Raw genomic sequence first — 22,475 nt, forward strand, 5'->3', positions numbered from 1 at the left:
CGCCCCATCGCAAACGACCTGCCCGACCACCCCGGTGGTCCGCACCCGAGGCACGGAAGTAGCCGAGGCAGAACTGCGCGCCGGCGCAGGAGCATTCCCCACGATCTCCACCCGAACCCGCCGGAGAACGTTTTCCGCCCCGCCCCGTCCCGCTTCCGGTGTCCGCAGCAAATCGAACGCCGCGGTGTTCAGCGCCGCGCATCCAGGAGTAACGCCGGCAACCGCGACAGTCGCGGCTCGCCCGTTGGCGAGGTTCGTGATCCGCAGAGAAGTCCCGACCGGCAACTGATCCGACAACACCCCGGCCGGGCCGGTGGTGTCGACGAGGGCGACAGGCTGCCCCGCGCAGACCTCTTTGCCCGCCACCCCGGACTGGGAAGCTGGAGCTCCTGAACCGGCAAGGGCGAAGGCGGCACCCCCGATGGCCGCGACTACCGAGAACACCCCGGCACCCGCGATCCAGCCCTTCGACCAGCGCATGCGCAACACCCGACCTTTCTGTCAGGCCGTACGGCCCGCAGATCGGGAAGGTTCAACGACGCGTGGCGCGAACGAGCACGGTTGGGTCACAGTTCGCCAAATGATCACGGAGTGCCACATGAGCGAACCGGTACTCGCCATCGACTCGGGTGAGCAGCAACCGGTCCTGGGCGAGATGCAGCAAAGCCTTGCGCCGGAAGGACAACTCGCCCAACGACAATGGGCGCGTGAGTCCTTCCGCGGCTACCTCTGCCAGTGCGTCGAACGGCCAGAGGTAGTCGCGGGCGGCGGTCGGCGTCACCAGCAACCCGAGCGCCACACCCAGTGCGGTGCCCCAAGATCCAAAGCCGCCCAGCCCTCCGAGCACTCCGGCCAGGCCGAGCACCGGGACGATCGGCTGCACCCACCACGGGCGCCCCAGTCGCATGCGTTGCTGTTGTCCCGGGCGCACCGTGCGCCACACACGTCCCACGGCAGCAGCGAAAACACCGCCCGCCACACCCGCGGAGAAACCGATGCCCATCCCCGCCAGCACCGCGTACGGGCCGGTCCAGATCATCGACACACCCGGCGCGGCGGCGATCAGCACGGCCCACGGCACCGGCGCGTCGCCCGGCACGAATCCCAGCGCCAGGAAAAACGACGCCACCACGACGAACACGTACGTCACGGCGTACGGCCACGGCGTGCCGATTCCGCCGAGCCACAATCCAGCCAGGGCGACCAGGAAACCCGCGACCACGCCGGCCACGAATCCCAGGGCGGCGGTGATGATCCCGTGCGCGCGTCCGGGCGGGTGAAAGACGCGCGGCAGCCTGTTGACCAGAACCAGCAACAAAGAAGCCGCGACCGCGAACACCAATGCCGGCCACAATCCGAGCTGCAGCCCGGTAATGAACGCCACGGCACACACACCACCGGCATATGCGGCCGGCACCGCGCGCACGAACAACAACCACAACGGGCGCGTCGGCAGCAGCGGGAGCCACGCACGGCGGTGTGGCATGTGCACGGGCGCACCGAGGTCAGGGCGTCCCAACCGCGCGAGGAACTTCAACGCGCGGATGGTCGGGCCCGCGGCGCGTTGGGCGGAAAGCCTTTCCACCACGAAGGAGCCCACGAAGTCGGTGCCGATCGTGTCGACCTGGCGATCAAGATGTGTGAGCGCCAGGAGGTTCAGCGCCAGCGGTGAGTCCAGTCGCTCCCAGATCGCCGGCGTCAGAGCGGATTCCAGGCCGTCGAGACGAGGGCTGACCGACGCGATGTACTCCAGCACCTGCCCGCGGGACAACGGGTCGACGTGCACGGACGGCAGGTTGTCGATCGGCTCGGTCGAGCACACGACCGACGCGAACGGCGCGAGCTCGGACTCGCAGTGCGCACGGTCCATTCGCGGCACCTCGTCGAGGCCGTCGATGAGCACGGCCACTCGTTCGCGGCGCAGCCAGATCGTGCCCGCCGAGCGGCTGATGCCGTAGCGGCGGTTCATCTCGCGCAGCAGCCACGCGGTGAACTCGGTCGGCTTGCGCGAGCCGTACGCGCGCCACGTCGCCAAGTCCACGACAACCGGAATCGGCGCGTCCGGGTCGTTGCGCGCACGCTCGACCAACACCAGACAAAGCTCGCGCAACAACGTGGACCGCCCGCTGCCGACCGGTCCGACGAGCACCATCGCGTGGCCGAGACGGTCGTAGACGGCTTCCAGGTCCGAAGAGGAGACTTCCTCGCCCTCCCCGCGCACGGAAAGCTTCGGCTGTCGCAGCACCCCGAGCTTGATCTGGGTCTGCGCGGCCAGCGACGAGGCGAGCAACGTCTTCACGCGCGCCTCGACGCGGTCCAGGGCGGCGGTGCGGTTGCTGGTCTCGTGACCGCGGACACGTTCCCAGACTGCGAGACCGATCGCGACGAGGATCATCACCCCGACCGCGGGCCACAGCCACCGCCCGAACTCGCCGAGGAACGCCGGCACGGCCCCGCCGGTGCTCACGCTGATGGCCGCCGGAAGCAGTAAAACGACGGTGACCAGGCACAACGCGGCTAGTGCGGTCAGCCGTGCAGCTCTCGTCACCCCGCTCGGATCCACCTTCACCTCCGCGATCCCGGCGAACGACGGTAACCGTGCCGCCGGGATCGCGGAAGTGACTCAGAGGCGCTGCCAGAGCGATGCCGCGTTCGGTGGTTCCCAACTGGTGATCGAGGTGTGTGCCTGGAGGCACTGATAGTCCAATCCGGCGTAACTCACACGCGAACCAACCGCATACGCAGTCCCAGGCGCCCACCCTGGGTATGTCCCGCCACCCGGAGGTTGCGTCGTTGTGGTGGTTGGCTGTGATCCACACGCGCCGAACACCTCGAACTCCCAGAACGAGAACCCGTACACGGTCGCCCGCTGGGTCCCGTTGAACCTCACGTAGCGCGCAGACCCGGAAATTCCTATGTCCTCGACGCCACCTGAGCCGGAGAAGGTGGAATACGCCTCACGCCACGTGCTCCCGTTGTCGGACAGCTGGATCGAGTACGCCCGCCCGTACGCGGCCTCCCAGTTGATCCGCACGCGTGACAGGGCGCGGGACGACCCAAGGTCGACCTGCCACCAGTGCGGTTCGCTGTGCGCGGACGACCAGCGCGTCGCCGTCGAGCCGTCGACCGCGAACGCCGCCGCCTGGTTGCCGCTCTCCACACTGGACGCCGACGTCGGCCGGCCCTGTGAGACCAACGGCCCGCACGTCGGCGGGGGAGTGGTGGTGGTCGTCGGACCACCGCCACCGGAGCCGCTCGTCCACACGCCCACGTAGTCGATGACCATCGGAATGCCGGGGACGATCCCGGGACCCGGCGTGCGCGTGCCGGAGTAGTTGTCCGGGAACTCACCGCCGATCGCGACGTTCAGGATGATGAAGTACCCGGCGTGCCCGGTCATCTGGTTCCAGGTGTCCGCGGGCAGCTGGTTCTGGTTGACCTGGTGGAACAGCTGGTTGTCCACGTACCAGCGGAACTGCTGCGGTGAGGTCGAGGCGTCCCACTCGAACCGGTACGTGTGGAAGCCGCTCTGGCACGAGCCACCAGGACACGGCCTGCTGTTCGCGATGCCGTTCTTCTCGTTGCACGGCCCGCCGGGTGAGACACCGCAGTGCAGCACGCCCCACACGCGGTCGACGCCGTTGACGTTCTCCATGATGTCGAACTCGCCGACACCGGGCCAGTTCCACCAGTTCCCGCGGTACGGCGACCCCAACGCCCAGAACGCCGGCCAGTACCCCAGCGCCGCGGCGCCGGAGACGTTCGGCATCTGGATCCGCGCCTCCATGCGCATGATGCCGCCGCTGGGTGCCTTGAAGTTCTGCGCATTGGTCTCGATGCGGGCGGACGTCCAGTTGCCCGCGCCGTCACGACGTGGCGTGATGCGCAGGTTTCCACCGCCGTCCAACGACACGTTGGCGGGGTTGTTCGTGTGCGCGGCGATCTCGCCGGTGCCCCAGTTCGCCGGTCCGCCCGGATAGCCGTGACCCAACGAGAACCGCCAGTTCCCCGTGTTGGGCAACGAGTTCGCCGGTCCGGTGAAGTCGTCGCCGAACACCTGCGTCCACCCGGCGGGGGGAGGTGGAAGCGCGGCGTTGGTCTGCTGGGCGACAGCGACCAGACCGCTCACGGTGAGCAGACTGGCCGCTGCCAATGCGATGGATGTTCGTTGTCGAGTGAGCCTCATTGCCAACCCTCCGAACGAGCGCGTGAGAGCGCTCCCACGGATGATGGTGGCAGGCCTGTCAACGGTGAGGAGACATCACTTTCCGCGGTACCGGTTTCGTGCGATCACTCCGCCGGACGGAGCTTTCCCCGAGTGCGAGGACGAGGCACGCCGTCAACCGCGATGCACAGGCCGAAGATGCGGTTGTGCCCGCTCCACCCGTTGACCCGGCCGCGGTTGTTGCTGATCTGCACCCGGTCCCCGTTGATGGCGGACACCAGGTGCAGATACGTCGTGCCGGCGACGCGGCACAGCACGATGTCTCCCACCTCGACGGCGGCCGGGTCGACAGGAGCGACGGTGACGAGCTGCCGGCTGCGGATCAACGGCACCATCGAGTTGCCCGTCGGGCGGAACTCGACCTGCCGGCCCGCCGCGACCTCGGCGGCCATTCCGTCCAACATCCCCATGCGATCAGTGTGGGGCAGTGCGGCAACCGATTTTGGGCGTGATCACTGCTGGTCCCCGAACTTGCGGAGACCCTCCTTGAGCTTGTCCTCGCCCTTGTCGATGTGTTCGCCGTACTTGCCGCCGGTCTTCTCGTCGGCCATCTGCCCAGCGCGTTCGACGCCCTGGTCGACCTTGTCGCCGTGCTGGCCGACCAGGTCCTTCGCCTTGTTCTTGAGCTCGTCGAAACCCATGACTGCATCACCTCCCGATGCAGTTCGGGTACCCGGTCTGGTATCCCGTACACCTCACTGGATCGAGTGAAGCGCCGCCACCGGGCTCACCCGTGCCGCGCGGCGGGCAGGCAGAAGCCCCGCACCCGCGGTGAGTGCGGCCAGGGCGAGCACCACCACGCCGACGGAGACGACCGGGACCTGCAACGGCCATTCGACGCCGAGCGAGATGATCGCGAGCCACGCGTAGGGAACCCCGATGACGAGTCCGAGCAACGCGCCGACGATCCCGTACAGGCCCGCCTCGGTTGTGATGAGACGACCCAGTTCCTTGCGGGTCAAGCCGATCGCGCGCAACAACCCGGACTCTCGAGTCCGTTCGAGCACCGACAACGCCGTGGTCGATCCTACGCCCACCACGGAGATCAACATGGTCAGGAACAGCAGTCCGACCGCGATTGCCACCAATGTGGTGAACCAGTTCTCCTGGGCGAGCCGGTGGTCGGTGAGCGACTCGACCTCGAACCCCGCCGGCACCTTCTCCTTGGGGCCGTTGGCGAGCGCACCGATGGGCTCACCGTCCACATCGGATGGGTGCAGCAGCGCGTGGCCGAGCGGGACGCCGCCGAACACCGTCGCCGCAACGGTCATCTGCTCGCCGTTGATGTCGACCTGGGTTCCCGCCGTCACCCCGAGCCTGCTCGCGGTGTAGGTCGAGAGGATCACCTTGTGCGGACCCATGTCGGCAAGAGAACCGGTGTCGACCTTGAAGTCCGAGAGGTCGCGGAGCTTGCTCATGTCCAGGTCGCTGGCCTGCATGGTGAGCCGTCCGTCGATGGTGATCTCGGTGCGCCGGTACGGGAGCACGTCCGTGAGCCCGGCCGCCCGCAACGCCCGCACGTCGATCGGCCCGGTGATCTCCAGATCGGCGGGATAGGCACCCGCCATCTCGGCCTTCCCCAGTCCCTGCAACGTGTTCGCGCCGGTCAGCGTCGCGATGATGAGACTGACCCCGAGCGCCACGATCGCGGTGACCGAGGCCGCCCGGCGCGGTGCCCCGCCGACTCCGCTCACCGCAAGCGACCCGATCGTGCTGCGCCGCAACGGGATGCTGACCATCCGCAGCACCGGTGAGATCAACGCCGGCCCGAGGGTGATCAGCGCGCCGAACGCCAGCGTGCCGCTGATCGTGGTGCGCAGCAACAGGTCCTCGGTCATCCCGGCCGGCCGCTGCTTGGTCGCGAGCCCTTCCACGACGACGTTGACCAGCAGCACTCCCGCGCCCGCAGCCATCAGAAGCCCGAGCACCCAGCGCAGACCACCGACGCGGCTCTTGGTGTCCTGGACCGCCGACGTCCGAAGAGCCTCCAGCGGCGAGACCTTGGCCGCGGACCACGCGGGCGCCAGCACGGCCAGCGTCGTCAGCACGAACGACCCGAAGACCACGATCAACGCGGGTGTCAGCGGGAATCCCGGCGCCTCGAGCCCGAACAACGGCACGAGCTGCCCGGCCCCCGCCGCCAGGACGACGCCGGCGATCGACGCGAGCAACCCGACCGCGGCTCCCTCGACGACCAATCGGCGGGCCAGGTGACCTCGCGTGGCGCCGATGGCGCGCAGCAGAGCGAGCTCCCGCATCCGTTGCGCGAACACGATCCGGAACGTCGAGGTGGAGACCAGCGCCGCCACGATCATGGCGACGGTGACGAACGCACCGAGCAACGCGAACACCTCGACCAGCTTCACGGCCTTGACCGCGAGCGACCGTTCGGTGATGTCCTTGGCGAGCACCGTCGAATAGGCGAAGAACGCCGCGATCGTGATCGACAGGACGGGCAGGAACTTCCTCATGCCGCGACCGCCTGCACGACGCGCCCGTCGGCCATCCGCACCACGACGTCGGCGTACGAAGCCGCCCGGTCGTCGTGCGTGACCATCACGATCGTCTGCCCGAACTCGCGCACGGCCTGCCGCAACAGGTTCAGCACGTCCGCGGACGACCTGGAGTCCAGGTTGCCGGTCGGTTCGTCGGCGAAGATCACGTCAGGCCGCGTGGCGAGCGCGCGGGCCAATGCCACGCGCTGCTGCTGCCCGCCGGACATCTCCGACGGCCGGTGCGTCAGCCGTGACGACAGTCCCAGCACCTCCACGAGCTGCGTGAACCAGGCGCGGTCCACGCGTCGCCCGGCCAGGTTCAGCGGCAGCAGGATGTTCTGCTCGGCGGTGAGCGTCGGCAGCAGGTTGAACGCCTGGAACACGAAGCCGATCCGGTCGCGCCGCACCTTGGTGAGCGCGTTGTCGGAAAGCCTCGTCAGGTCCTTGCCGCCGAGCAGTGCCGCGCCGGACGTGGCCGTGTCGAGCCCGGCCAGGCAGTGCATCAGCGTCGACTTGCCGGACCCGGACGGCCCCATGATCGCGCTGAAGGCGGCGGGCCGGAACCCGATGGTCACTCCGTCGAGTGCTCGAACCGAGGTGTCGCCGGAGCCGTACACCTTCACGAGGTCGACCGCGGCGGAAGCGTAGTTGTTCACATGGTCAGCAAAGTCCAGAACGGAGGCGAGAACCTCCGTCCCGAGCAGGGCCTGCCTCTGTCTTTCGGCCGATCTGCGGAACGCGCACAAGTGCATAAGGTCATGGCCATGCTCTGGAAGTCCGGCGCGATCGCCGCACTGGTCGCCGCCGCGTTCGTGGACGCCTACTACGGTCTTTTCAACTCGCCGGGCCTGTACCCGTGGACGGGCTGGGCCTCGTTCGCGTGCATCGTGCTGCCGACGCTGGCCTGGCTGCTGCCGCACAACCGGGTACTGGTCGCCGTGGCCGCCGCCGCGTGCCTCACCCTCACCGTGGTCGACCCGACCGAGAAGGAGTTCGGCCTGGCCGAGGGCCTCGCGTTGGCCGGTGTCCTGGCGGTGACCACGAACAGGGCGAGGTCGTGGTGGGACGCGCCCCTGGTCGGCTTGGTCCTCGTCGCGCTGGTCACCCAGCCGCTCAGCTCGTCGCCGACGGGTGGGGATCTCACCCAGGCGATGGCCCTTCTGGTCGTGGCGACGAGCGTCCTCGCGCTCGTCGGATACCTGCGACTGCTCAACAACGCCCGTGAAAAGCAGGTCACGGCGGTGAAGGCCGAGCAGAAGGCCGAGTTCGCGCGGGACCTGCACGACTTCGTGGGCCACCACATCACCGGCATGGTCGTGCTCGCCCAGGGTGCGAGCCGGATCGTCGAACGCAATCCCGAACAGGCGAAACAGGCCCTCGAACGCATCGAGCAGGCTGGTGGCGAAGCCATGACCGCGATGCGTCGCATGGTCGGCATGCTCCGCGACGACGCCCCCGTGGCACCGGTCGCGGGCATCGTCGACATCGAGCCGCTCGTCGAGGCCGAACCCCGAGCGACCCTCGAAGTCCACGGCGACACGGCGAACCTGCCGTTGGAAGTCGCCAGCTCCGTGCACCGCGTGGTGATGGAGTCGTTGACCAACATCCGCAAACACGCCCAGGAAGCGACCAAAGTGGACGTCCACATCCAGACGTCACCCGACTGGGTCACGGTCAGGGTCGCCAACGACGGCAAGCCCGCGAGGCAGGGCAACGGTTTCGGTCTCATCGGACTCACCGAACGCGTGCAGGCGCTCGGTGGCAGGATCAAGGCGGGGCCCGGCATCGACGGCGGATGGGTCGTCGACGCCGCACTCCCGACAGGAAAGGCGACTGCGTGATCAGGGTTCTCGTCGCGGACGACCAGGCGATGGTGCGCACCGGGTTCGGCATGATTCTAGGAGCCGAGCCCGACATCGAAGTGGTGGCGGAGGCGCAGGACGGCGTCGAGGCCGTGTCCGAAGCACGCCGCACCAAGCCGGACGTCGCGTTGATGGACATCCGCATGCCCCGCATGGACGGACTCGAAGCGCTCAAACAGATCGCGAACGACGTGCACGTAGTTGTGTGCACGACGTTCGACCACGACGAGTACGTGCACACAGCGCTCAAGAACGGCGCGTGTGGCTTCCTCCTGAAGGACGCGGGCCCGAACCTGCTCATCGAAGCGGTTCGTGCTGCTGTCACTGGAGATGCGCTCATCAGCCCGTCAGTCACCGTCAGGCTGTTGCAGCACATGAACGCGCCGACAGCCCAACAGCCGCACAACCTCTCCGCGCGTGAGCTGGACGTCGTGCGGTTGGCGGCCATCGGCAAGACGAACGCGGAGATCGCGCAAGAGCTGTTCATCTCCATCGGCACGGTGAAGACGCACCTGGCGAGCGTTCAGTCCAAGTTGGACGCCCGCAACCGCGTCGAGATCGCCGCCTGGGCCTGGGAGTCCCGCCTGGTCGGCCAAAAGTAGGACCCACAACCCGTCTGCAGACAGAAGTACCGGCGCGAGCCGATCACCAGAATTCGAGTCATGAAGAAACTCCTCCTGCTGCTTCCCGTGCTGGCGCTCGCTGCTTGTGGCCAGAAGAGCTACACGTACGAGGCGTTCTACGACATCGAGGGCACCGGCAAGGCCGAGCTGAGCCTCGTCGTTCCGGGTGGCGCGTCCGAGACGGAAACCGTTGACCTGCCGGTGAAGAACCGCGCCATGCTCGCCAACTCGCTCGGCAAGATCAGCCTGAAGGTCAAGTCGGACAGCCAGGTCACCTGCAAGCTCCGCGTCGAGAAGGAGAAGGAGATCTCGAACGCCGGCAAGGAAGCCGCCTGCGAGTACGAGATCACCGAGGACACGGACAACTGAGTGATTGGTTAAACCTTGCCGGGTCGCGGTCAGCTCCACTAGGAAACGCGCATGAGGCGAATCGCAGCTGGTCTGGCAGTGGCGGCCCTGGCCGTCGGATTCATCACGACTGGAACCGCTTCGGCCCAGGTCGAAGCCCAGGACGCGCAAGGCCGGATCGACTGCGGCATCACGAAGACGCCGGAGGAGCCTCCCGCGCGTCCGGTGCCCGTGCTCAAGGACCCCAAGCGTACCAAGGGAAAGGTGTTCGTCCAGATCAGGACGAACCAGGGGGACATCCCGATGATCCTCGACCGCTCCCAGGCGCCCTGCACGGTGCACAGCTTCGTTCACCTGGCCGAGCACCGGTTCTACGACAAGACCGAGTGCCACCGCCTCACCGCGTACCCGACGCTGAAGGTGCTGCAGTGCGGCGACCCGTCCAACACGGGCGAGGGCGGCCCCGGCTACAAGTACAAGGACGAGCTGCCGACCGACCTGAAGCCCGCCCCGAACGACCCGACCGGCCTGCGCCGCATCTACCCGCGCGGCACGCTCGCGATGGCCAACGCCGGCCCGGACACGAACGGCAGCCAGTTCTTCCTCGTGCAGACCGACTCGATCCTGCGCCCGAACTACTCGGTGTTCGGCGCGATCCTGCCGGAGGGCCTGAAGACCCTCGACAAGATCGCCGCCGGTGGCATCGCGGGGGAGAACCCGCTGGACGGTCGCCCCAACCTCAAGTCGGAGCTCAAGCGCGTCACGGTGTGTTAGCCCACCCCCGCAACGCTCCGTAGAACGCATCCGAGAGCCGCCGGACCACCTGCTCGTCAGGGAGTCCGGCGGTTTTCATGAGGTCGTTGATCTCCCTCGGGTCGAACATGGCCTGGTGCAGGAACTGGGCTACGGTCAGCAGCACGTCCGGCAGCGCCAGGTCCACCAGCACTCCTCGCAGTGCCCGGTCCCACGCTTGGGATGACAACGTTGTCATGACATCGGCGGACTGCAGGCGTTCCAGGAAACCGCGCTGGGACCAGAACCGCACGATCACCGGACCGTGCACGTTCTGCATCTTCACCCAGCGCGTCACCTGGTGTTCGAACAGCTCCTTGCCGTCCTTGTGCGACCGTTCGCCGTGTTCGGCCAACGACGTCATGACGTCCTCGTGATAGGCCGCTACGAGCGCTTCCACGGACGGGAAGTGGCGGTACGCCGTCGCTTGCGAGAGCGCGGCCTTGCGGGCGATCGACTGCATCGTCGCCGTGGCAGGTTCAGCCCGCAGGACGTGCGTGGCCGCGTCCAGCAATCGCTTGCGGTTGCGGCGCGCGTCACTGCGGCTGCGTGTCTCTTCCGGCAGGGCATCCTCCAACCCGCGTACGACGGCGAGTGCAGGATAAGGTGAACTATCCGCGGAATGAGGCGATTCCGGTCAATGCGTGGCCGATGGATAGCAGGTGGATGTCAGAAGTGCCCTCGTAAGTGAGGACCGACTCCAGATTGTTGGCGTGCCGCAAGGGTGAGTACTCGAGCGAGATGCCGTTCGCGCCCAAGATCGTCCGGCTTTCCCGTGCGATCGCGATGGCCGCCTCCACGTTGTTGTATTTGCCCATGCTGATCTGCTCGGGCTTCAGCGTGCCGGCCTCCTTGAGTCCCGCGAGGTGCAACGCCAGCAGCATCGCGTTGCTGACCTGCACGGACATGCTCGCGAGCTTCCGCTGAGTCAACTGGAACGCGGCGATCGGCTTGTCGAACTGGATTCGCGTGCCGGAGTAGTCCAATGCGGCCTGCAACGAATCACGCGCGGCACCGACAGCGCCGAACACGATCCCGAAACGCGCCTCGTTCAGACACGAAAGAGGAGCGCGAAGGGAGGTCGCAACGGGTAGTCGTGCGCTTTCGGGGAGTCGCACGTCCGTCAAAATCAGTTCGGAAGTGACGGATGCTCGCATTGACAACTTGTGTTTGATGTCCTGCGTCTCGAATCCCGGTGTCCCGCGCGGAACGAGGAATCCCCGAATTCCTTCCTCTGTCTGCGCCCACACCGTCGCGACGTCGGCCAGACCACCATTGGTGATCCACATCTTGGTGCCGTTCAGCACCCAGTCCGACCCGTCCCGGACAGCCCGCGTGCGCATCCCGGACGGGTTCGAGCCGAAGTCCGGCTCAGTGAGCCCGAAGCAGCCGATCGCCTCACCGGCGGCCAGGCGCGGCAGCCACTCCTGCTTCTGCTCCTCCGACCCGTACTTCCAGATCGAGTACATCGACAGCGACCCCTGCACCGACACGAAGCTGCGGATGCCGCTGTCCACCGCCTCCAGCTCCAGGCACGCGAGCCCGTACGCCAGCGCGGACGTCCCAGCGCACCCGTAGCCCTCGAGGTGCATGCCCAGCACCCCGAGCTTGCCGAGCTCCCGCGCCAGCTCGCGCGGCAGGATGCCCTCCTCGAACCACGCGCCGATGTGCGGCCGCACGTGGTCCGTCAGGTACGCCGCGACCGTGGCCTGGATGTCGCGCTCCTCGTCGCCCAGCAACGACGGGATGTCCAGCAACTGCAACGGGTCCTGCACTTCACGGCTCCAGCTTCGGCGGGCGCAGCCGGTAGGTGACCGGCGTGCGCGACAGGCGGATGGGGTTCGCGACGAGCGTCATGTCGTCGATCGTCGCGGTGGGGCTGAGGTCGAGCGACTCGGCCAGCGCGAACGCGTGCGCGATGTCGTTCACAGGACCGCACGGCACACCGAGCGGCGTCAGGGTCTCGAACCAGTGCTGTGCCGGACGCGTGCGAAGCCGCGCCTGCAGCACCTCGAACAGCGCGTCGACGTGTTCGACCCTGTCGGCGTTCGTCAGGAACCGCTCGTCCGTGGCCAGCTCCGGCACGTCGAGCACCGAGCACAGCCGCCGGAACTGCCGGTCGTTGCCCACCGCGAGCACGATCGGCTGGTCGGCCGTAGGGAACACCTCGTACGGCGCGATCGACGGATGCCGGTTGCCCATCGGCTTCGGCACCGACCCCGCGAGCGTGAACCCGGCACTCTGGTTCACCATGCTCGACAGCAGCACGGACAGCAGGTCCAGCTCGACCAGCTGACCCCGCCCAGTCGCCTCCCGGTGCCGCAAAGCCGCCAGGATCCCGACGCACGCGTGCAACCCGGTCAGCACGTCGACCAACGCCACCCCGGTCTTCACCGGCTCGTACGGCCCAGGCCCGGTCACGCTCATCAACCCGCCCACGGCCTGCACGAGCAGGTCGTAGCCGGGCAGGTCCGCGCCCTTGCCCGAACCGAACCCGGAGATTGAGCAGTAGACGAGGTCGTCACGCCCCAACGACTCGTAGTCCAGCCCGAACTTCTTCATGGTGCCCGGCTTGAAGTTCTCGACCACCACGTCCGCCCGAGCGATGAGCGCGCGCGCCTGCTCCCGGCCTGCCTCCGTCGACAGGTCGATCTGCACCGACGACTTGTTCCTGTTGACCGACAGGAAGTACGTCGCCTCGTCCTCGTAGTGCGGCGGACCCCACGTGCGAGTCTCGTCGCCACGGCCGGGCTGCTCGACCTTGATCACCTCGGCACCGAGGTCGCCCAGCATCATCGTCGCGTACGGGGCGGCCAGCACCCGGCTGAAGTCCGCGATCACCACACCGTCGAGCGAACCCGCCGCCGACGTGGCCGTGTTCGGCTCGCCGGACGTCGCGTCCACCTCGGGCGCCGTCCCGTCGTCGATGCCGCTCATGCGCCGCACCTCCGGAGTTCCGACGCGTCCACACCGAACGCTCCTGCGGTCGTCACGTCGTCGAGTGGGTTCGTGCGACCCCGCTTCCGGAGTTCCGACGCGTCCACACCGAACGCTCCCGCGATCACCACTCCGCCGAGCGAGCTCATGCGACCCGCCCCCGCAGCTTCATCGCGGCCAGCACGCGTTCCTGCGCCAGCTCGCGCGCGGCCACATGTGTTGTGGTGCCTCGTTCTCTGGCCTCCACGACGATGTGCGCCGCGTTCGCCCTCAGCTTCGAAGACACCGCGTCCAGCACCGTCGCGGGGTTCACCGGGAACGGCGAGTATCGCGCGTCCATCCCGAACGCCGCCGCGACCACGCCGCCCGCGTTCGCGATGAAGTCCGGCACGACCGTGATCGCGCGCGCGGCCAGAACCTCCTGCGCCGCAACGGAAGTCGGCAGGTTCGCGCCCTCGACCACCAAGGTGGTGTCGAGCTCGCCCGCGAGATCCGCGTCGATCACGTCCTGCATCGCGGCCGGCACCAGCACGTCGCACGACGCCCGGAGCTCGGCACCCAACGCCTGCACGGGGCCGTACTCCTTGACCGCGAGATCACCGGACGACGCTCGCAAGTCCAGCAGCCGTGCCACGTCCAGACCATCGGGATCCACCAACGCGCCGTGCACCGACGACACCGCGACGACGACCGCACCCAGCTCCACGAAGCGTCGAGCTGCCGCGGCACCGACCGCGCCGAAACCTTGAATCGCGATGCGTTTGCCGCGCAACGACATCAGTTCGTCCGCCACCTCGGCCACGCCAAACCCGGTGACGCCCAGCTCGTCGTACGGAAGACCGCCGAGTTGAGCCGGTGCGCCCATCATAGCGCCGCGGTCCGACAGTTCGTCCTGGACGATCGCGGCATCCCGTTCGGTGAGGCCCATGTCGAGCCCGAGCACGTACTCGCGCGGCACCTCGTTGGAGAGCTTGCGCGCGAACGCCCGCAGCGCCGCTTCCTTGTCGGGAGAAGAAGGATCGAACACGATCCCGGCCTTCGCCCCGCCGAAGAACAGGTCGACTCCCGCCCACTTCCACGTCATCACGCGCGCGAGGCGGGCGATCTCCGCGACCGTCACGGAAGGACTCATCCGCGTGCCGCCCTTGCCCATACCGCGCGCGGTGTTGTCGATGACGAGCACACCTTTCATGCCGGTGCGCCGGTCGGACACGCAGACGACCTTCTCGGGTCCCCACTCGTCCATGAGCTGGAGAACGTCCATCAGCATTCCCTCACACGCAGTTGAGTTCCGGCCGCGCCTGGTCGGCGGCGAAACGGGAGGCGTCCAAACTGGACACGTCGACGAAGGGCTCGCGATCCAGCACGAGGTCGCGCACGACCTCGCCGACCGCCGGGCCCTGCAGGAACCCGTGCCCGGAAAACCCTGTGGCGTAGAAGAACCGGCCCACCGAACCGATCAGCGCGTTGTGGTCCGGCGTCACCTCGTACAGCCCCGCCCACCCGTTGCGCACACCGACGTCCAACAACCTCGGCGCGCGCCTGCCGATCGCTTCGGTGAGCCGTGGCAGCCACGCGTCGGACATATCGAGCTTGAAACCCGGTGTCTCGTCGGGGTCGGACATGCCGAACAGCAACCCCTGGCCCTCGCGGTGGAAGTAGAAGGTGCTGCCGAAGTCGATGGTGAAGGGAGTCACCCGTTCGTGTAGCTCGGGCATGGGCTCGGTGAACATGACTTGTCGCCGCAAGGGAGAAACCGGCAGGTCAACGCCCACCATCTCGCCGATCTCCCGCGACCACGCACCGGCCGCGCAGACCAAATTCGGCGTGGAAACCGCGCCCCGGTCGGTCTGCACGCGAAAAGTGTCAGACCCCGTCCCTACGATCGATCTCACGGTGGTTCTGGTGTGGAAGCGGACACCGAATCGGCGGGCCGCGGTGGCATAACCGAGGACGACGGACTCAGGAGTGCAGTGTCCGTCGTCCGGAGAGAAGGTCGCCGCGAGCAGGCCGTCCGTTTCGATCAACGGCGACATCTGTCGTGCTTCCTCGACAGTCAGCATTCGACTGCGCACTCCGAGGGAGTTCTGGAGGTCGACGTTGCGCTCGAACGCCGTGACGTGTTCCCGAGAAGAAAGGAGGAACAGATAGCCGACCTGGTGCAGATCGATCTCCTGCCCGGGCCGCTGCGGAAAGCGCTGGAACGCTTCGAGTGATCGGGCACCGAGCCTGATGTTCAGCTCGTCGGAGAACTGGGCGCGCACCCCACCCGCTGCCTTGCAGGTGGAGCCGGAACCCAGCTCATCCTTCTCCACGACCACGACATCCCGGACTCCTGCCTCGGCGAGGTGAAAGGCGATGGATGTCCCCATCACCCCGCCGCCGATGACGACGACCTCTGCCTGAGCGGGCAGCTCAGGTGAGGCGGAAGTCAAGGTTCGCCCCGATCTCGAGCGTGTCCATCTGCGCCTTCTGCAGCTTCCCGGAGTAGTCCCAGTTCATGGACTGCCAGCGGGTGAACTGGTCGAGCACCCACACGCCCGACTGCCGGGAGCCGTTGCCGCTCTTGCCGTTTCCGCCGAACGGCAGGTGCGCTTCGGCCCCGGACGTCGAGTTGTTGACGCTCACCATGCCGGCGGAGATGCCGGCGCGGAACCGGAAGGCCTTGTTCGGGTCCGTGGTGTAGATCGAGCACGACAGGCCGTAGCCCGGCTTGTTGCCGAGCTCGATCGCCTCGTCCAGGTCCGAGTACTTCATGACGCCGACGATCGGGCCGAACGTCTCCTGCAGGAACAGCTCGTCGTCGGCACGCACACCGGACACGATTGCGGGGTGGTAGAAGAAGCCGTTGGCACCGGTGAAACCGTTGCGGGGGCTGGAGTCCGTGATGCGGCCGGTCGGGCCGTGCACCGTGTGGTGCTCGCCGACCCAGCCGAGGTACTTCTCGTACGCCAGCGCGAACTTCTCGTCCAGCAACGGTCCGTAGAGCACATCGCCGGTCGGGTCGCCCACGGTGGCGGCGGCGACGGCGTCGACGAACCGCGTGAGGAACTCGTCGTACACCGACTCGTGCACGATCGCCGTGCCGAGCGAGGTGCACCTCTGGCCGGCGGAACCGAAGCCGGCGAACAGTGCGCCCTGCACGGCCAGGTCGAGGTCCGCGTCCTCGGTGACGACCATCGGGTTCTTGCCGCCCAGCTCCAGGCACGGTGTCTGGAGGTGCCGGCCGCACAGTTCGCCGATCCGCACGCCGACCTCGCTGGACCCGGTGAAGCCGACCTTGTCGACCAGGCCCTGCTGCAGCGCCTGCTCCAGGCCGTTGAACGTCTCCGACCCCTCGGCGAAGACGATCTCGAACACGCCGTCCGGGATGCCGGCTGCCTGGAACACGTCGTAGAAGGCCTGGGCGGACGCGGCGGAGTACTCGGCGGGCTTCCACACGACGGAGTTGCCGCACAGCAGCGCCGGGATGATGTACCAGGACGGCACGGCGACGGGGAAGTTGCCGGCGGTGATGATCGCCGCGACGCCGACCGGGTTGCGGAAGGTGAAGAGCTGCTTGTCCGCCATCTCGGACGGGACCGTCTGCCCGTAGAGGCGCCTGCCCTCGCCGACGAAGAAGTTGGCGGTGTCGACGATCTCCTGAACCTCGCCACGCGCCTCCGCGATCGGCTTGCCGATCTCGCGGGTCACCAGCTGGGCGAGCGCTTCGAAGTTCGCCTCGACGAGCCGGCCGATGTTGCCGATGACCTGTCCGCGGACGGGAGCGGGTACGCGAGCCCACGCGCGCTGTGCCGCCTTCGCCCGCTGTGCTGCGTCGACGAAGGTGCGGCTGGTCCCGAGCTCGATCTCGGTGACCACGTCGGAGGTGTTCGACGGGTTCGTGGAGACATACGGCATGCCTCCACCCTGGTAGTTACCTGGTGGTTCCGCCAGGGGTTGCAGAATGAAACCTCGCGACGTCGAGCATAAGCTGTCCTGGTGCTCAACCCGGTGCATCTCCGCACGCTCGTCGAGGTCGTGAAGACGGGCTCGTTCGCCGAGGCGGCCCGCCGTCTCGGCTACACGTCGTCGGCCGTGTCGCAGCAGATCTCCGCGTTCGAACGCGCTGTCGGCGTGGAGCTCTTCGAACGTGAGGCGCACTCGATCAGGCCGGCCAGCGCCGCCCTGCTCATCGCCGACCGCGGGGGCGAGCTGCTCGCCGCGTTCGACGGCTTCGAGCACGAGGTGAAGGCGATGGTGCAGGGCCTGCGCGGTCGCTTGCGCATCGGCACGTTCCCGACGGCGAGCTCGCGGGTGGTGCCCAAGGCGCTGGCGAAGCTGTCCGCCGACCTGCCGGACGCCGAGATCCGGCTGGACGAGGCGGAGCCGGAGGACGTGCTGCCGCTCGTGCTGACCGGCGAGCTCGACCTCGCGCTTGTCTACGCCTACGACCTGGTGCCGCAGACCTGGCCGGAAGAACTGACGGTGCTGCCGTTGCTGGACGAGTCGCTCCTGGTCATGGTGCCGGCCGAGCACCCGGCCGCGAAGAACAACGTCAGACTCGAAGATCTCAAAGACGAACGCTGGATCGCGTCGCGCGACGGCACATCCGGTGCCACCTGTCTCACGCGTCTGTGCGCGGCGTCGGGATTTGCGCCGAGAATTGCTTTCCGAAGCAACGACTACGAAGTCGTGCAGTCTCTCGTCGCAGCCGGGGTCGGTGTCGCACTTGTACCCGCTCTCGGTTACAAGGCGCTACCGGGCACGCACGCAATGCCGTTGCGGCACAAGCCCTTGCGCAGGCACGTGCATGTTGTCCACCGCACGGCGAATACCAACCCGTTGCTGCGCGACGCGGTAAACGCTCTCCAGGAAGTTTGCCAAAACGCTGTGGGCGGCTTCATAAATCGGCCATGATGGAGAAATGGGGGAACTCAGCAGCGATGGGGCGCTGGCTGGGATCCGGGACTGGGGTTCGCCGGATCTGCGTGCGCACATCAGAATTCTGATCGACAGCAACGAACCGGGTGTCGAGGAAATCATCCTCGACAGCCTCGACGAAGCGGGCCCGGCGCGCCCGCTGCTCTGCCGGGTGCTCGCGGAGCGCGATCCGCACCGCGACCCGGGCTACGCCCTGCGTCATTTCTACGAGGAGACCGACGGTCCGGTCCGCCGCTGGCTCGGGCAGGAGGTCTACCGCAGCCCGTGGGTGTGGCTCTACGGCATCACCAGGCTGCGCGACGCACATCCGGTCGAGCGCGTCACGCCGGACGCGACGCACTGGCTCGCCACTCGCCGCCAGATAGCGGTCACGGCGCTGGGGGACACAGCTGACCCGGCCGCCCTCCCGCCGATCATCGGCCGCCTGCGCGACCCGAAGTGGTGGGTCCGCACCGAGGCGGCGGCAGCGGTTCGCCGTCTCGCGAGGTCTGGCGTGCAGATCGGCTCGGCGGCCGAGGCGTTGGTGCGGTGCCTGCACCACGACCGCCAAGAAGTGATCGAGCAAGCCGCCGCGGCATTGGCGTTGCCCGCGTTGCGTGAACGCCTTCTCTGGTCGCGAGCAACGCTCATGCCGCTGGCCGGTGCCGTCGTCGACAACGCACTGGACGGCGTCGTCGCTCCCTTGATCCCGCTCTGGCAAGGCGAAGAGTGACCTACTCGCCGGTCTGACCGTCCGCGAGCTCGCGAAGCAGATCCAGATGGCCCACGTGCCGCGCGGTCTCCTGTGCCACGTGGGCCAGGATCCACCGAACGGTGAACTTGTCGTTCGCCGCGTTGTCGTCCGGGCTGTGCTTCTTGAGGGCCTCGGCGTGGGCCCATTCCTCTTGGTAGGCCTCGATGAGCGACTCAGGCGTGTCGTCGTCGGTGAGGTCCCACGACGGGTCGGGGCTGCCCTCCCAGAGCGACGGCAGGTCGAGGCCCGCGCCCGCGATGCCCAACCAGTAGCGTTCGACGGCGACGAGGTGCTTGAGCACGCCGAGCGCGGTGAGCTTCGGCGACGTGGCGATCGGGGCCGCCACAGCCTGGTCGCGGGTCAAGCCGTCGACCTTCATCACCGCGGTGTTGCGCAGGAAGTCCAGGAACTCCCACGCGAGCACGCTTTCGTCCGTCGCGCGGGAGTTCGGCCAGGTGCGTTCGATCATGCCTGGATTCTGGCTCAGATCAGTAGTAGCGGCGCAGCGTCGGCCAGATTTCGTCCCATGTGCCCGCAGGCGCCGTGCACATCCACAGCTCCGTGCCGTCCTCTTCGTTCTCGATGACGTTGCGGTGTTGAGCAACGCGTTTGCACCCGTCGAACGGCAGCCTGCCGAACCCGACGAGCAGCACCTTCTTGTCCAACGTCTGGGGCGGTCCCCAGTCGTAGAAGGACATGTGGCCCGAGTACACGGGAACGTTCGTATAAGCCTCGACCGCGCCGGCCTCGCCGTAGTTGCTGGTGATGACGACGGGGCGGCCGTTCGCCTGCCACGCCTTCTGCACGGTGCTCGCCAGCTCCGGCCAGCCCACCTGCTCGCCCTGTTCGGGGTTGATGGCGATGACCGGCCCGAGCGCGCTGGGCGGCAGGATCGGCAGTGAGCCGATCATGGCCGGCAGGTGCAGCGCCACGAGCACACCACCGAGCACCTTGCGGCGCAACAACCATTCCTGGACCTGACGTGCGCCGGCGGCCAGCAGCACGAGCAGAAGCGGTACCGCGTAGTAGGGCTTGCCGCCCGTCACGAGACACAGCACGCACAGGATCGGGTAGGCCAACGCCAGTGAACGGAACGTCCTGTCACGCCACAGGTTCCGGAAGCCGATCACCCACACCGGCACCAGCAGAGGTGCCAGCAGCACGAGCTGCATGGGAACGAACATGACGCGGTTCTCGAAGCCGTCGTCCTCGCTGATGCCGCGCGCCACCGTGAGCAACGGGAAGTCGTGCATCGCCTGCCAGAGCACGACCGGCGCGGCGATCACCGCGCACACCGCCAGCCCGGCAGGCAGCCACCACGTGCGGAACACGTCCCGCGGCCCGGTGATCAGCAACGCGACCGCCAGAGCGGCGAGCAGCAGGAGCAGCAGCCACTTGTTGGACAGCCCGACACCGGCCGTCGCACCGAGGGCGAGCCACCAGCGACCGTCCCTCGTCTTCAGCAGCTTGACCGCGAAGTACCCGATGAGCACCCAGATCAGCAGGTCGATCGTGGCCGTCGACAGCATGTGGCTCACCGCGAGCACGAACGTCGACGTCGCCGACGCGGCGGCCGCGAAGACCGCACCGCCTCCGAACTCCTTCGCGATCAACGCGACCACCACCGTGATGGCGAGCGCGAGAATCGTCGCGATCACCCGCAGGCCCATCGGAGTCTCGCCGAACACCTCGGTGCTCAACCGGGCGAGGATCGGCGTGATCGGCGGCTGGTCCACGTAGCCCCAGGCGGGCCGCTTTCCCGCGGCGATGAAGTACAGCTCGTCCCGGTGGAACCCGTAGCGCCCCGACAACGCGGTCAGCACCACTGCCTGCACAGCGAGCACGATCCCCAGCCCACGTCTCATGGGCCGGACGGTACCGAGTGGACGGCTGATCAGGAGGTGTTTTTCCGGTACCAGCGGGGTGAGGTGTTGACGGGCGGCTTGAGGCCCGCATTGACCACGATCATGGCTGGTCCGGAGGTGTTGCCCAACGCTTCCTTCAGCCCGTCGAACCCGTCGAGCGTGACCGCCGGAATCCCGAAGCTCTCCGCGAGCTTGGCGAAGTCGGGCCTCGTCAGGTCCACGCCGCTGATGGTGTGGTTCGCGATCTGCTGGTCGTACCGGAGCATGCCGTACCCGCCGTCGTCGACGAGCACGATCGTCAGCGGCAGGTTCTCCTGCTTCAACGTCGCGAGGTCTCCGCAGGCGAACAGGAACCCGCCGTCGCCGACCACCGCGATCGTCCGGCCGTCGACCGCGGCCCCGATCGCCGCGGGGAACCCGAACCCGAGCGTGCCCCAGCCCACCGGGTACGCGAGGCCGCGTTGCTTCGTGACGTGGTGGAAGCCGCCGATCCAGTAGCCGGGGATGCACATGTCCGCGACGATCGTGGCCGTCTCGCCTTCGAGGGCGTCGAGGAGCTTCGCGGCCTCAGCGGAGTCCGCCTCCACGAGCGCCCTGACTTCGGCGTTGACCGACTCGACGTCGACCACGCCTGCCTTGCCCACGACTGCGGCCGTGAGCGACTCGGTGACCGCTTTCGCGTCGCCTTCGACCGTGACGTCGGCGGGGTAGTTCTTGTTCGCCTCGGCCTTGTCGATGTTGATCGCGAGAAGCCTGGGCGGCTTGGGCTGCAACCAGTTCTGCGTCATCATGCCGTCGAAGTCGGTGCCGATCGCGATCACCAGATCGGCCTCGTCCCACAACTTTCCGACCGGCGGCGCGTGCACCGGCCCCTTTACGACGTGCGCACTGTTCGTGAAGCCGCGCGCCCCGTACGTGGTGATGATCGGCGCGTTCAGCTTGTCCGCCAACGCTCCCACCGCGGCGCCCGCTCCCGACCGTGCCGCGCCGCCACCCGCCCAGATCAACGGCCTTTCGGCTGCCGCGATGAGCTTCTCGGCCTCGGTGAGGTCCGGGACGAGGTGGGCTTGGTCGACCCTGGCCGGTGTGTGGCCCGATACGTCCGCGGACAGAAAATCCGTTGGCACGCCGAGATAAACAGGCCCGTGCGGACTCTGCGTGGCCGCCTGGACCGCCTTGTCGGTGAACGCGCCCAGCTCCTGCGCGGACGGCACGTCGAACGACGCCTTGGTGACCGGCCCGAACATGGCCTTCTGATCACGCGTCTCGTGCAGCACGCCTCGGTACACGCCTGGCTGCCGCAGCGTCGACGGAATGTCCGTCGCGATGACGAGCACCGGGCTGCCCGACGCCCACGCCTCACCGGTCGCCCCGAGCGTGTTGGCGGCGCCGGGCCCGGTGGTCACCACAGCCACACCGAGCTTGCCCGTGGCGCGTGCGTAACCATCGGCCGCGTAGACCGCCGTCTGCTCGTGGCGCACCCCGATCATGCGGATGCCCTTGTGCTTCTCGAGTGCCTCCCAGATGGCGAGGTTGTGCACGCCGGGCAGGCCGAACACGACCTCGACGTCGTGTGCGGCCAGCACTTCCAGCAAGCTCTCGGCACCCTTGGGCATGACCTCGACGCTAAGGCCTGCTTACGGCCTCGGCAACGGGTGCGCAGCAGGTCTGG

22 protein-coding genes are annotated in these 22,475 nt (G+C 67.6%); 6 read left to right on the plus strand and 16 right to left on the minus strand.

Translation table 11 applies throughout. The features are described from left to right. Nucleotides 1–532: 532 nt before the first annotated feature. The 6 genes from AB0M24_RS31900 to AB0M24_RS31925 all read right to left on the minus strand — a co-directional run bounded on the left by AB0M24_RS31900 (nt 533) and on the right by AB0M24_RS31925 (nt 7,376). Nucleotides 533–2,548, minus strand: coding sequence for a hypothetical protein (locus AB0M24_RS31900; RefSeq protein WP_363776278.1), 2,016 nt, complete (start codon nt 2,546–2,548; stop codon nt 533–535). Between the two features lie 75 nt (nt 2,549–2,623). Continuing rightward, complete coding sequence (locus AB0M24_RS31905) at nt 2,624–4,129, minus strand: discoidin domain-containing protein (RefSeq protein WP_363776281.1); 1,506 nt, start codon at nt 4,127–4,129, stop codon at nt 2,624–2,626. Nucleotides 4,130–4,290: 161 nt separating this feature from the next. Next, the gene (locus AB0M24_RS31910; protein WP_363776284.1) at nt 4,291–4,635 is read right to left on the minus strand and encodes a hypothetical protein; all 345 of its coding nucleotides are present in this window, start codon (nt 4,633–4,635) and stop codon (nt 4,291–4,293) included. 42 nt (nt 4,636–4,677) lie between these two features. Continuing rightward, a complete protein-coding gene (locus tag AB0M24_RS31915; protein ID WP_363776287.1) occupies nt 4,678–4,866 on the minus strand; it encodes an antitoxin in 189 nt (62 codons plus the stop codon). Between the two features lie 54 nt (nt 4,867–4,920). Then, nucleotides 4,921–6,696, minus strand: a complete 1,776-nt coding sequence (locus tag AB0M24_RS31920; protein WP_363776290.1) for an FtsX-like permease family protein — start codon at nt 6,694–6,696, stop codon at nt 4,921–4,923. Then, nucleotides 6,693–7,376, minus strand: a complete 684-nt coding sequence (locus tag AB0M24_RS31925) for an ABC transporter ATP-binding protein (RefSeq protein WP_363776293.1) — start codon at nt 7,374–7,376, stop codon at nt 6,693–6,695. The genes AB0M24_RS31920 and AB0M24_RS31925 overlap by 4 nt, the downstream gene beginning before the upstream one ends. Nucleotides 7,377–7,484: 108 nt before the next feature. Here AB0M24_RS31925 and AB0M24_RS31930 point away from each other — a divergent pair, with 108 nt between their 5' ends. Genes AB0M24_RS31930 through AB0M24_RS31945 form a run of 4 tightly spaced genes read left to right on the plus strand, consistent with a single transcriptional unit; the run spans nt 7,485 to nt 10,327 of the window. Then, a complete protein-coding gene (locus AB0M24_RS31930; protein WP_363776296.1) occupies nt 7,485–8,561 on the plus strand; it encodes a histidine kinase in 1,077 nt (358 codons plus the stop codon). Next, on the plus strand, nt 8,558–9,184 hold the full coding sequence (locus AB0M24_RS31935; protein ID WP_363776298.1) for a response regulator transcription factor: 627 nt from the start codon (nt 8,558–8,560) through the stop codon (nt 9,182–9,184). The genes AB0M24_RS31930 and AB0M24_RS31935 overlap by 4 nt, the downstream gene beginning before the upstream one ends. 60 nt (nt 9,185–9,244) lie before the next feature. After that, the gene (locus AB0M24_RS31940) at nt 9,245–9,574 is read left to right on the plus strand and encodes a hypothetical protein (RefSeq protein WP_363776301.1); all 330 of its coding nucleotides are present in this window, start codon (nt 9,245–9,247) and stop codon (nt 9,572–9,574) included. Between the two features lie 51 nt (nt 9,575–9,625). After that, nucleotides 9,626–10,327 carry a peptidylprolyl isomerase gene (locus AB0M24_RS31945; RefSeq protein ID WP_363776304.1) on the plus strand — a complete coding sequence of 234 codons (702 nt, stop codon included), beginning with the start codon at nt 9,626–9,628 and terminating at the stop codon, nt 10,325–10,327. On the opposite strand, the gene AB0M24_RS31950 is transcribed toward AB0M24_RS31945, so the two are convergent. The 7 genes from AB0M24_RS31950 to AB0M24_RS31980 are packed head-to-tail and all read right to left on the minus strand — an operon-like array spanning nt 10,314 to nt 17,182. Further along, nucleotides 10,314–10,922 (minus strand): TetR/AcrR family transcriptional regulator, encoded by a 609-nt coding sequence (locus AB0M24_RS31950; protein ID WP_363776307.1) that lies wholly within the window; start codon nt 10,920–10,922, stop codon nt 10,314–10,316. The genes AB0M24_RS31945 and AB0M24_RS31950 overlap by 14 nt on opposite strands. Nucleotides 10,923–10,956: 34 nt before the next feature. Further along, nucleotides 10,957–12,120 (minus strand): acyl-CoA dehydrogenase family protein, encoded by a 1,164-nt coding sequence (locus tag AB0M24_RS31955; RefSeq protein ID WP_363776310.1) that lies wholly within the window; start codon nt 12,118–12,120, stop codon nt 10,957–10,959. 1 nt (nt 12,121) lies between these two features. Beyond that, entirely contained in the window at nt 12,122–13,282 is a 1,161-nt protein-coding gene (locus AB0M24_RS31960; RefSeq protein WP_363776313.1) for a CoA transferase, read from the minus strand. Further along, complete coding sequence (locus AB0M24_RS31965) at nt 13,279–13,431, minus strand: hypothetical protein (RefSeq protein WP_363776316.1); 153 nt, start codon at nt 13,429–13,431, stop codon at nt 13,279–13,281. Before AB0M24_RS31965 ends, AB0M24_RS31960 begins: the two co-directional genes overlap by 4 nt. Further along, nucleotides 13,428–14,546, minus strand: a complete 1,119-nt coding sequence (locus AB0M24_RS31970) for a Glu/Leu/Phe/Val dehydrogenase dimerization domain-containing protein (protein WP_363776319.1) — start codon at nt 14,544–14,546, stop codon at nt 13,428–13,430. Before AB0M24_RS31970 ends, AB0M24_RS31965 begins: the two co-directional genes overlap by 4 nt. A gap of 10 nt (nt 14,547–14,556) precedes the next feature. Beyond that, nucleotides 14,557–15,717 carry an FAD-binding oxidoreductase gene (locus AB0M24_RS31975; protein WP_363776322.1) on the minus strand — a complete coding sequence of 387 codons (1,161 nt, stop codon included), beginning with the start codon at nt 15,715–15,717 and terminating at the stop codon, nt 14,557–14,559. Beyond that, nucleotides 15,698–17,182, minus strand: coding sequence for an aldehyde dehydrogenase family protein (locus AB0M24_RS31980; protein ID WP_363776325.1), 1,485 nt, complete (start codon nt 17,180–17,182; stop codon nt 15,698–15,700). The genes AB0M24_RS31975 and AB0M24_RS31980 overlap by 20 nt, the downstream gene beginning before the upstream one ends. An 81-nt stretch (nt 17,183–17,263) precedes the next feature. Here AB0M24_RS31980 and AB0M24_RS31985 point away from each other — a divergent pair, with 81 nt between their 5' ends. Continuing rightward, nucleotides 17,264–18,181, plus strand: coding sequence for a LysR family transcriptional regulator (locus AB0M24_RS31985; protein ID WP_363776328.1), 918 nt, complete (start codon nt 17,264–17,266; stop codon nt 18,179–18,181). Nucleotides 18,182–18,188: 7 nt separating this feature from the next. After that, a complete protein-coding gene (locus AB0M24_RS31990) occupies nt 18,189–18,917 on the plus strand; it encodes a HEAT repeat domain-containing protein (protein WP_363776331.1) in 729 nt (242 codons plus the stop codon). A 1-nt stretch (nt 18,918) separates the two neighbouring features. On the opposite strand, the gene AB0M24_RS31995 is transcribed toward AB0M24_RS31990, so the two are convergent. From AB0M24_RS31995 to AB0M24_RS32005, 3 genes are read right to left on the minus strand one after another with little or no spacing between them, the layout of a single operon-like run. Continuing rightward, nucleotides 18,919–19,407, minus strand: a complete 489-nt coding sequence (locus tag AB0M24_RS31995) for a DinB family protein (RefSeq protein WP_363776334.1) — start codon at nt 19,405–19,407, stop codon at nt 18,919–18,921. A 19-nt stretch (nt 19,408–19,426) separates the two neighbouring features. Beyond that, on the minus strand, nt 19,427–20,803 hold the full coding sequence (locus AB0M24_RS32000; RefSeq protein WP_363776337.1) for a glycosyltransferase family 39 protein: 1,377 nt from the start codon (nt 20,801–20,803) through the stop codon (nt 19,427–19,429). A 29-nt stretch (nt 20,804–20,832) separates the two neighbouring features. Beyond that, on the minus strand, nt 20,833–22,419 hold the full coding sequence (locus AB0M24_RS32005; protein WP_363776340.1) for a thiamine pyrophosphate-binding protein: 1,587 nt from the start codon (nt 22,417–22,419) through the stop codon (nt 20,833–20,835). Nucleotides 22,420–22,475: the final 56 nt, after the last annotated feature.

This window comes from Lentzea sp. NPDC051838 (genome assembly GCF_040681245.1).
Taxonomy (GTDB): Bacteria; Actinomycetota; Actinomycetes; order Mycobacteriales; family Pseudonocardiaceae; genus Lentzea.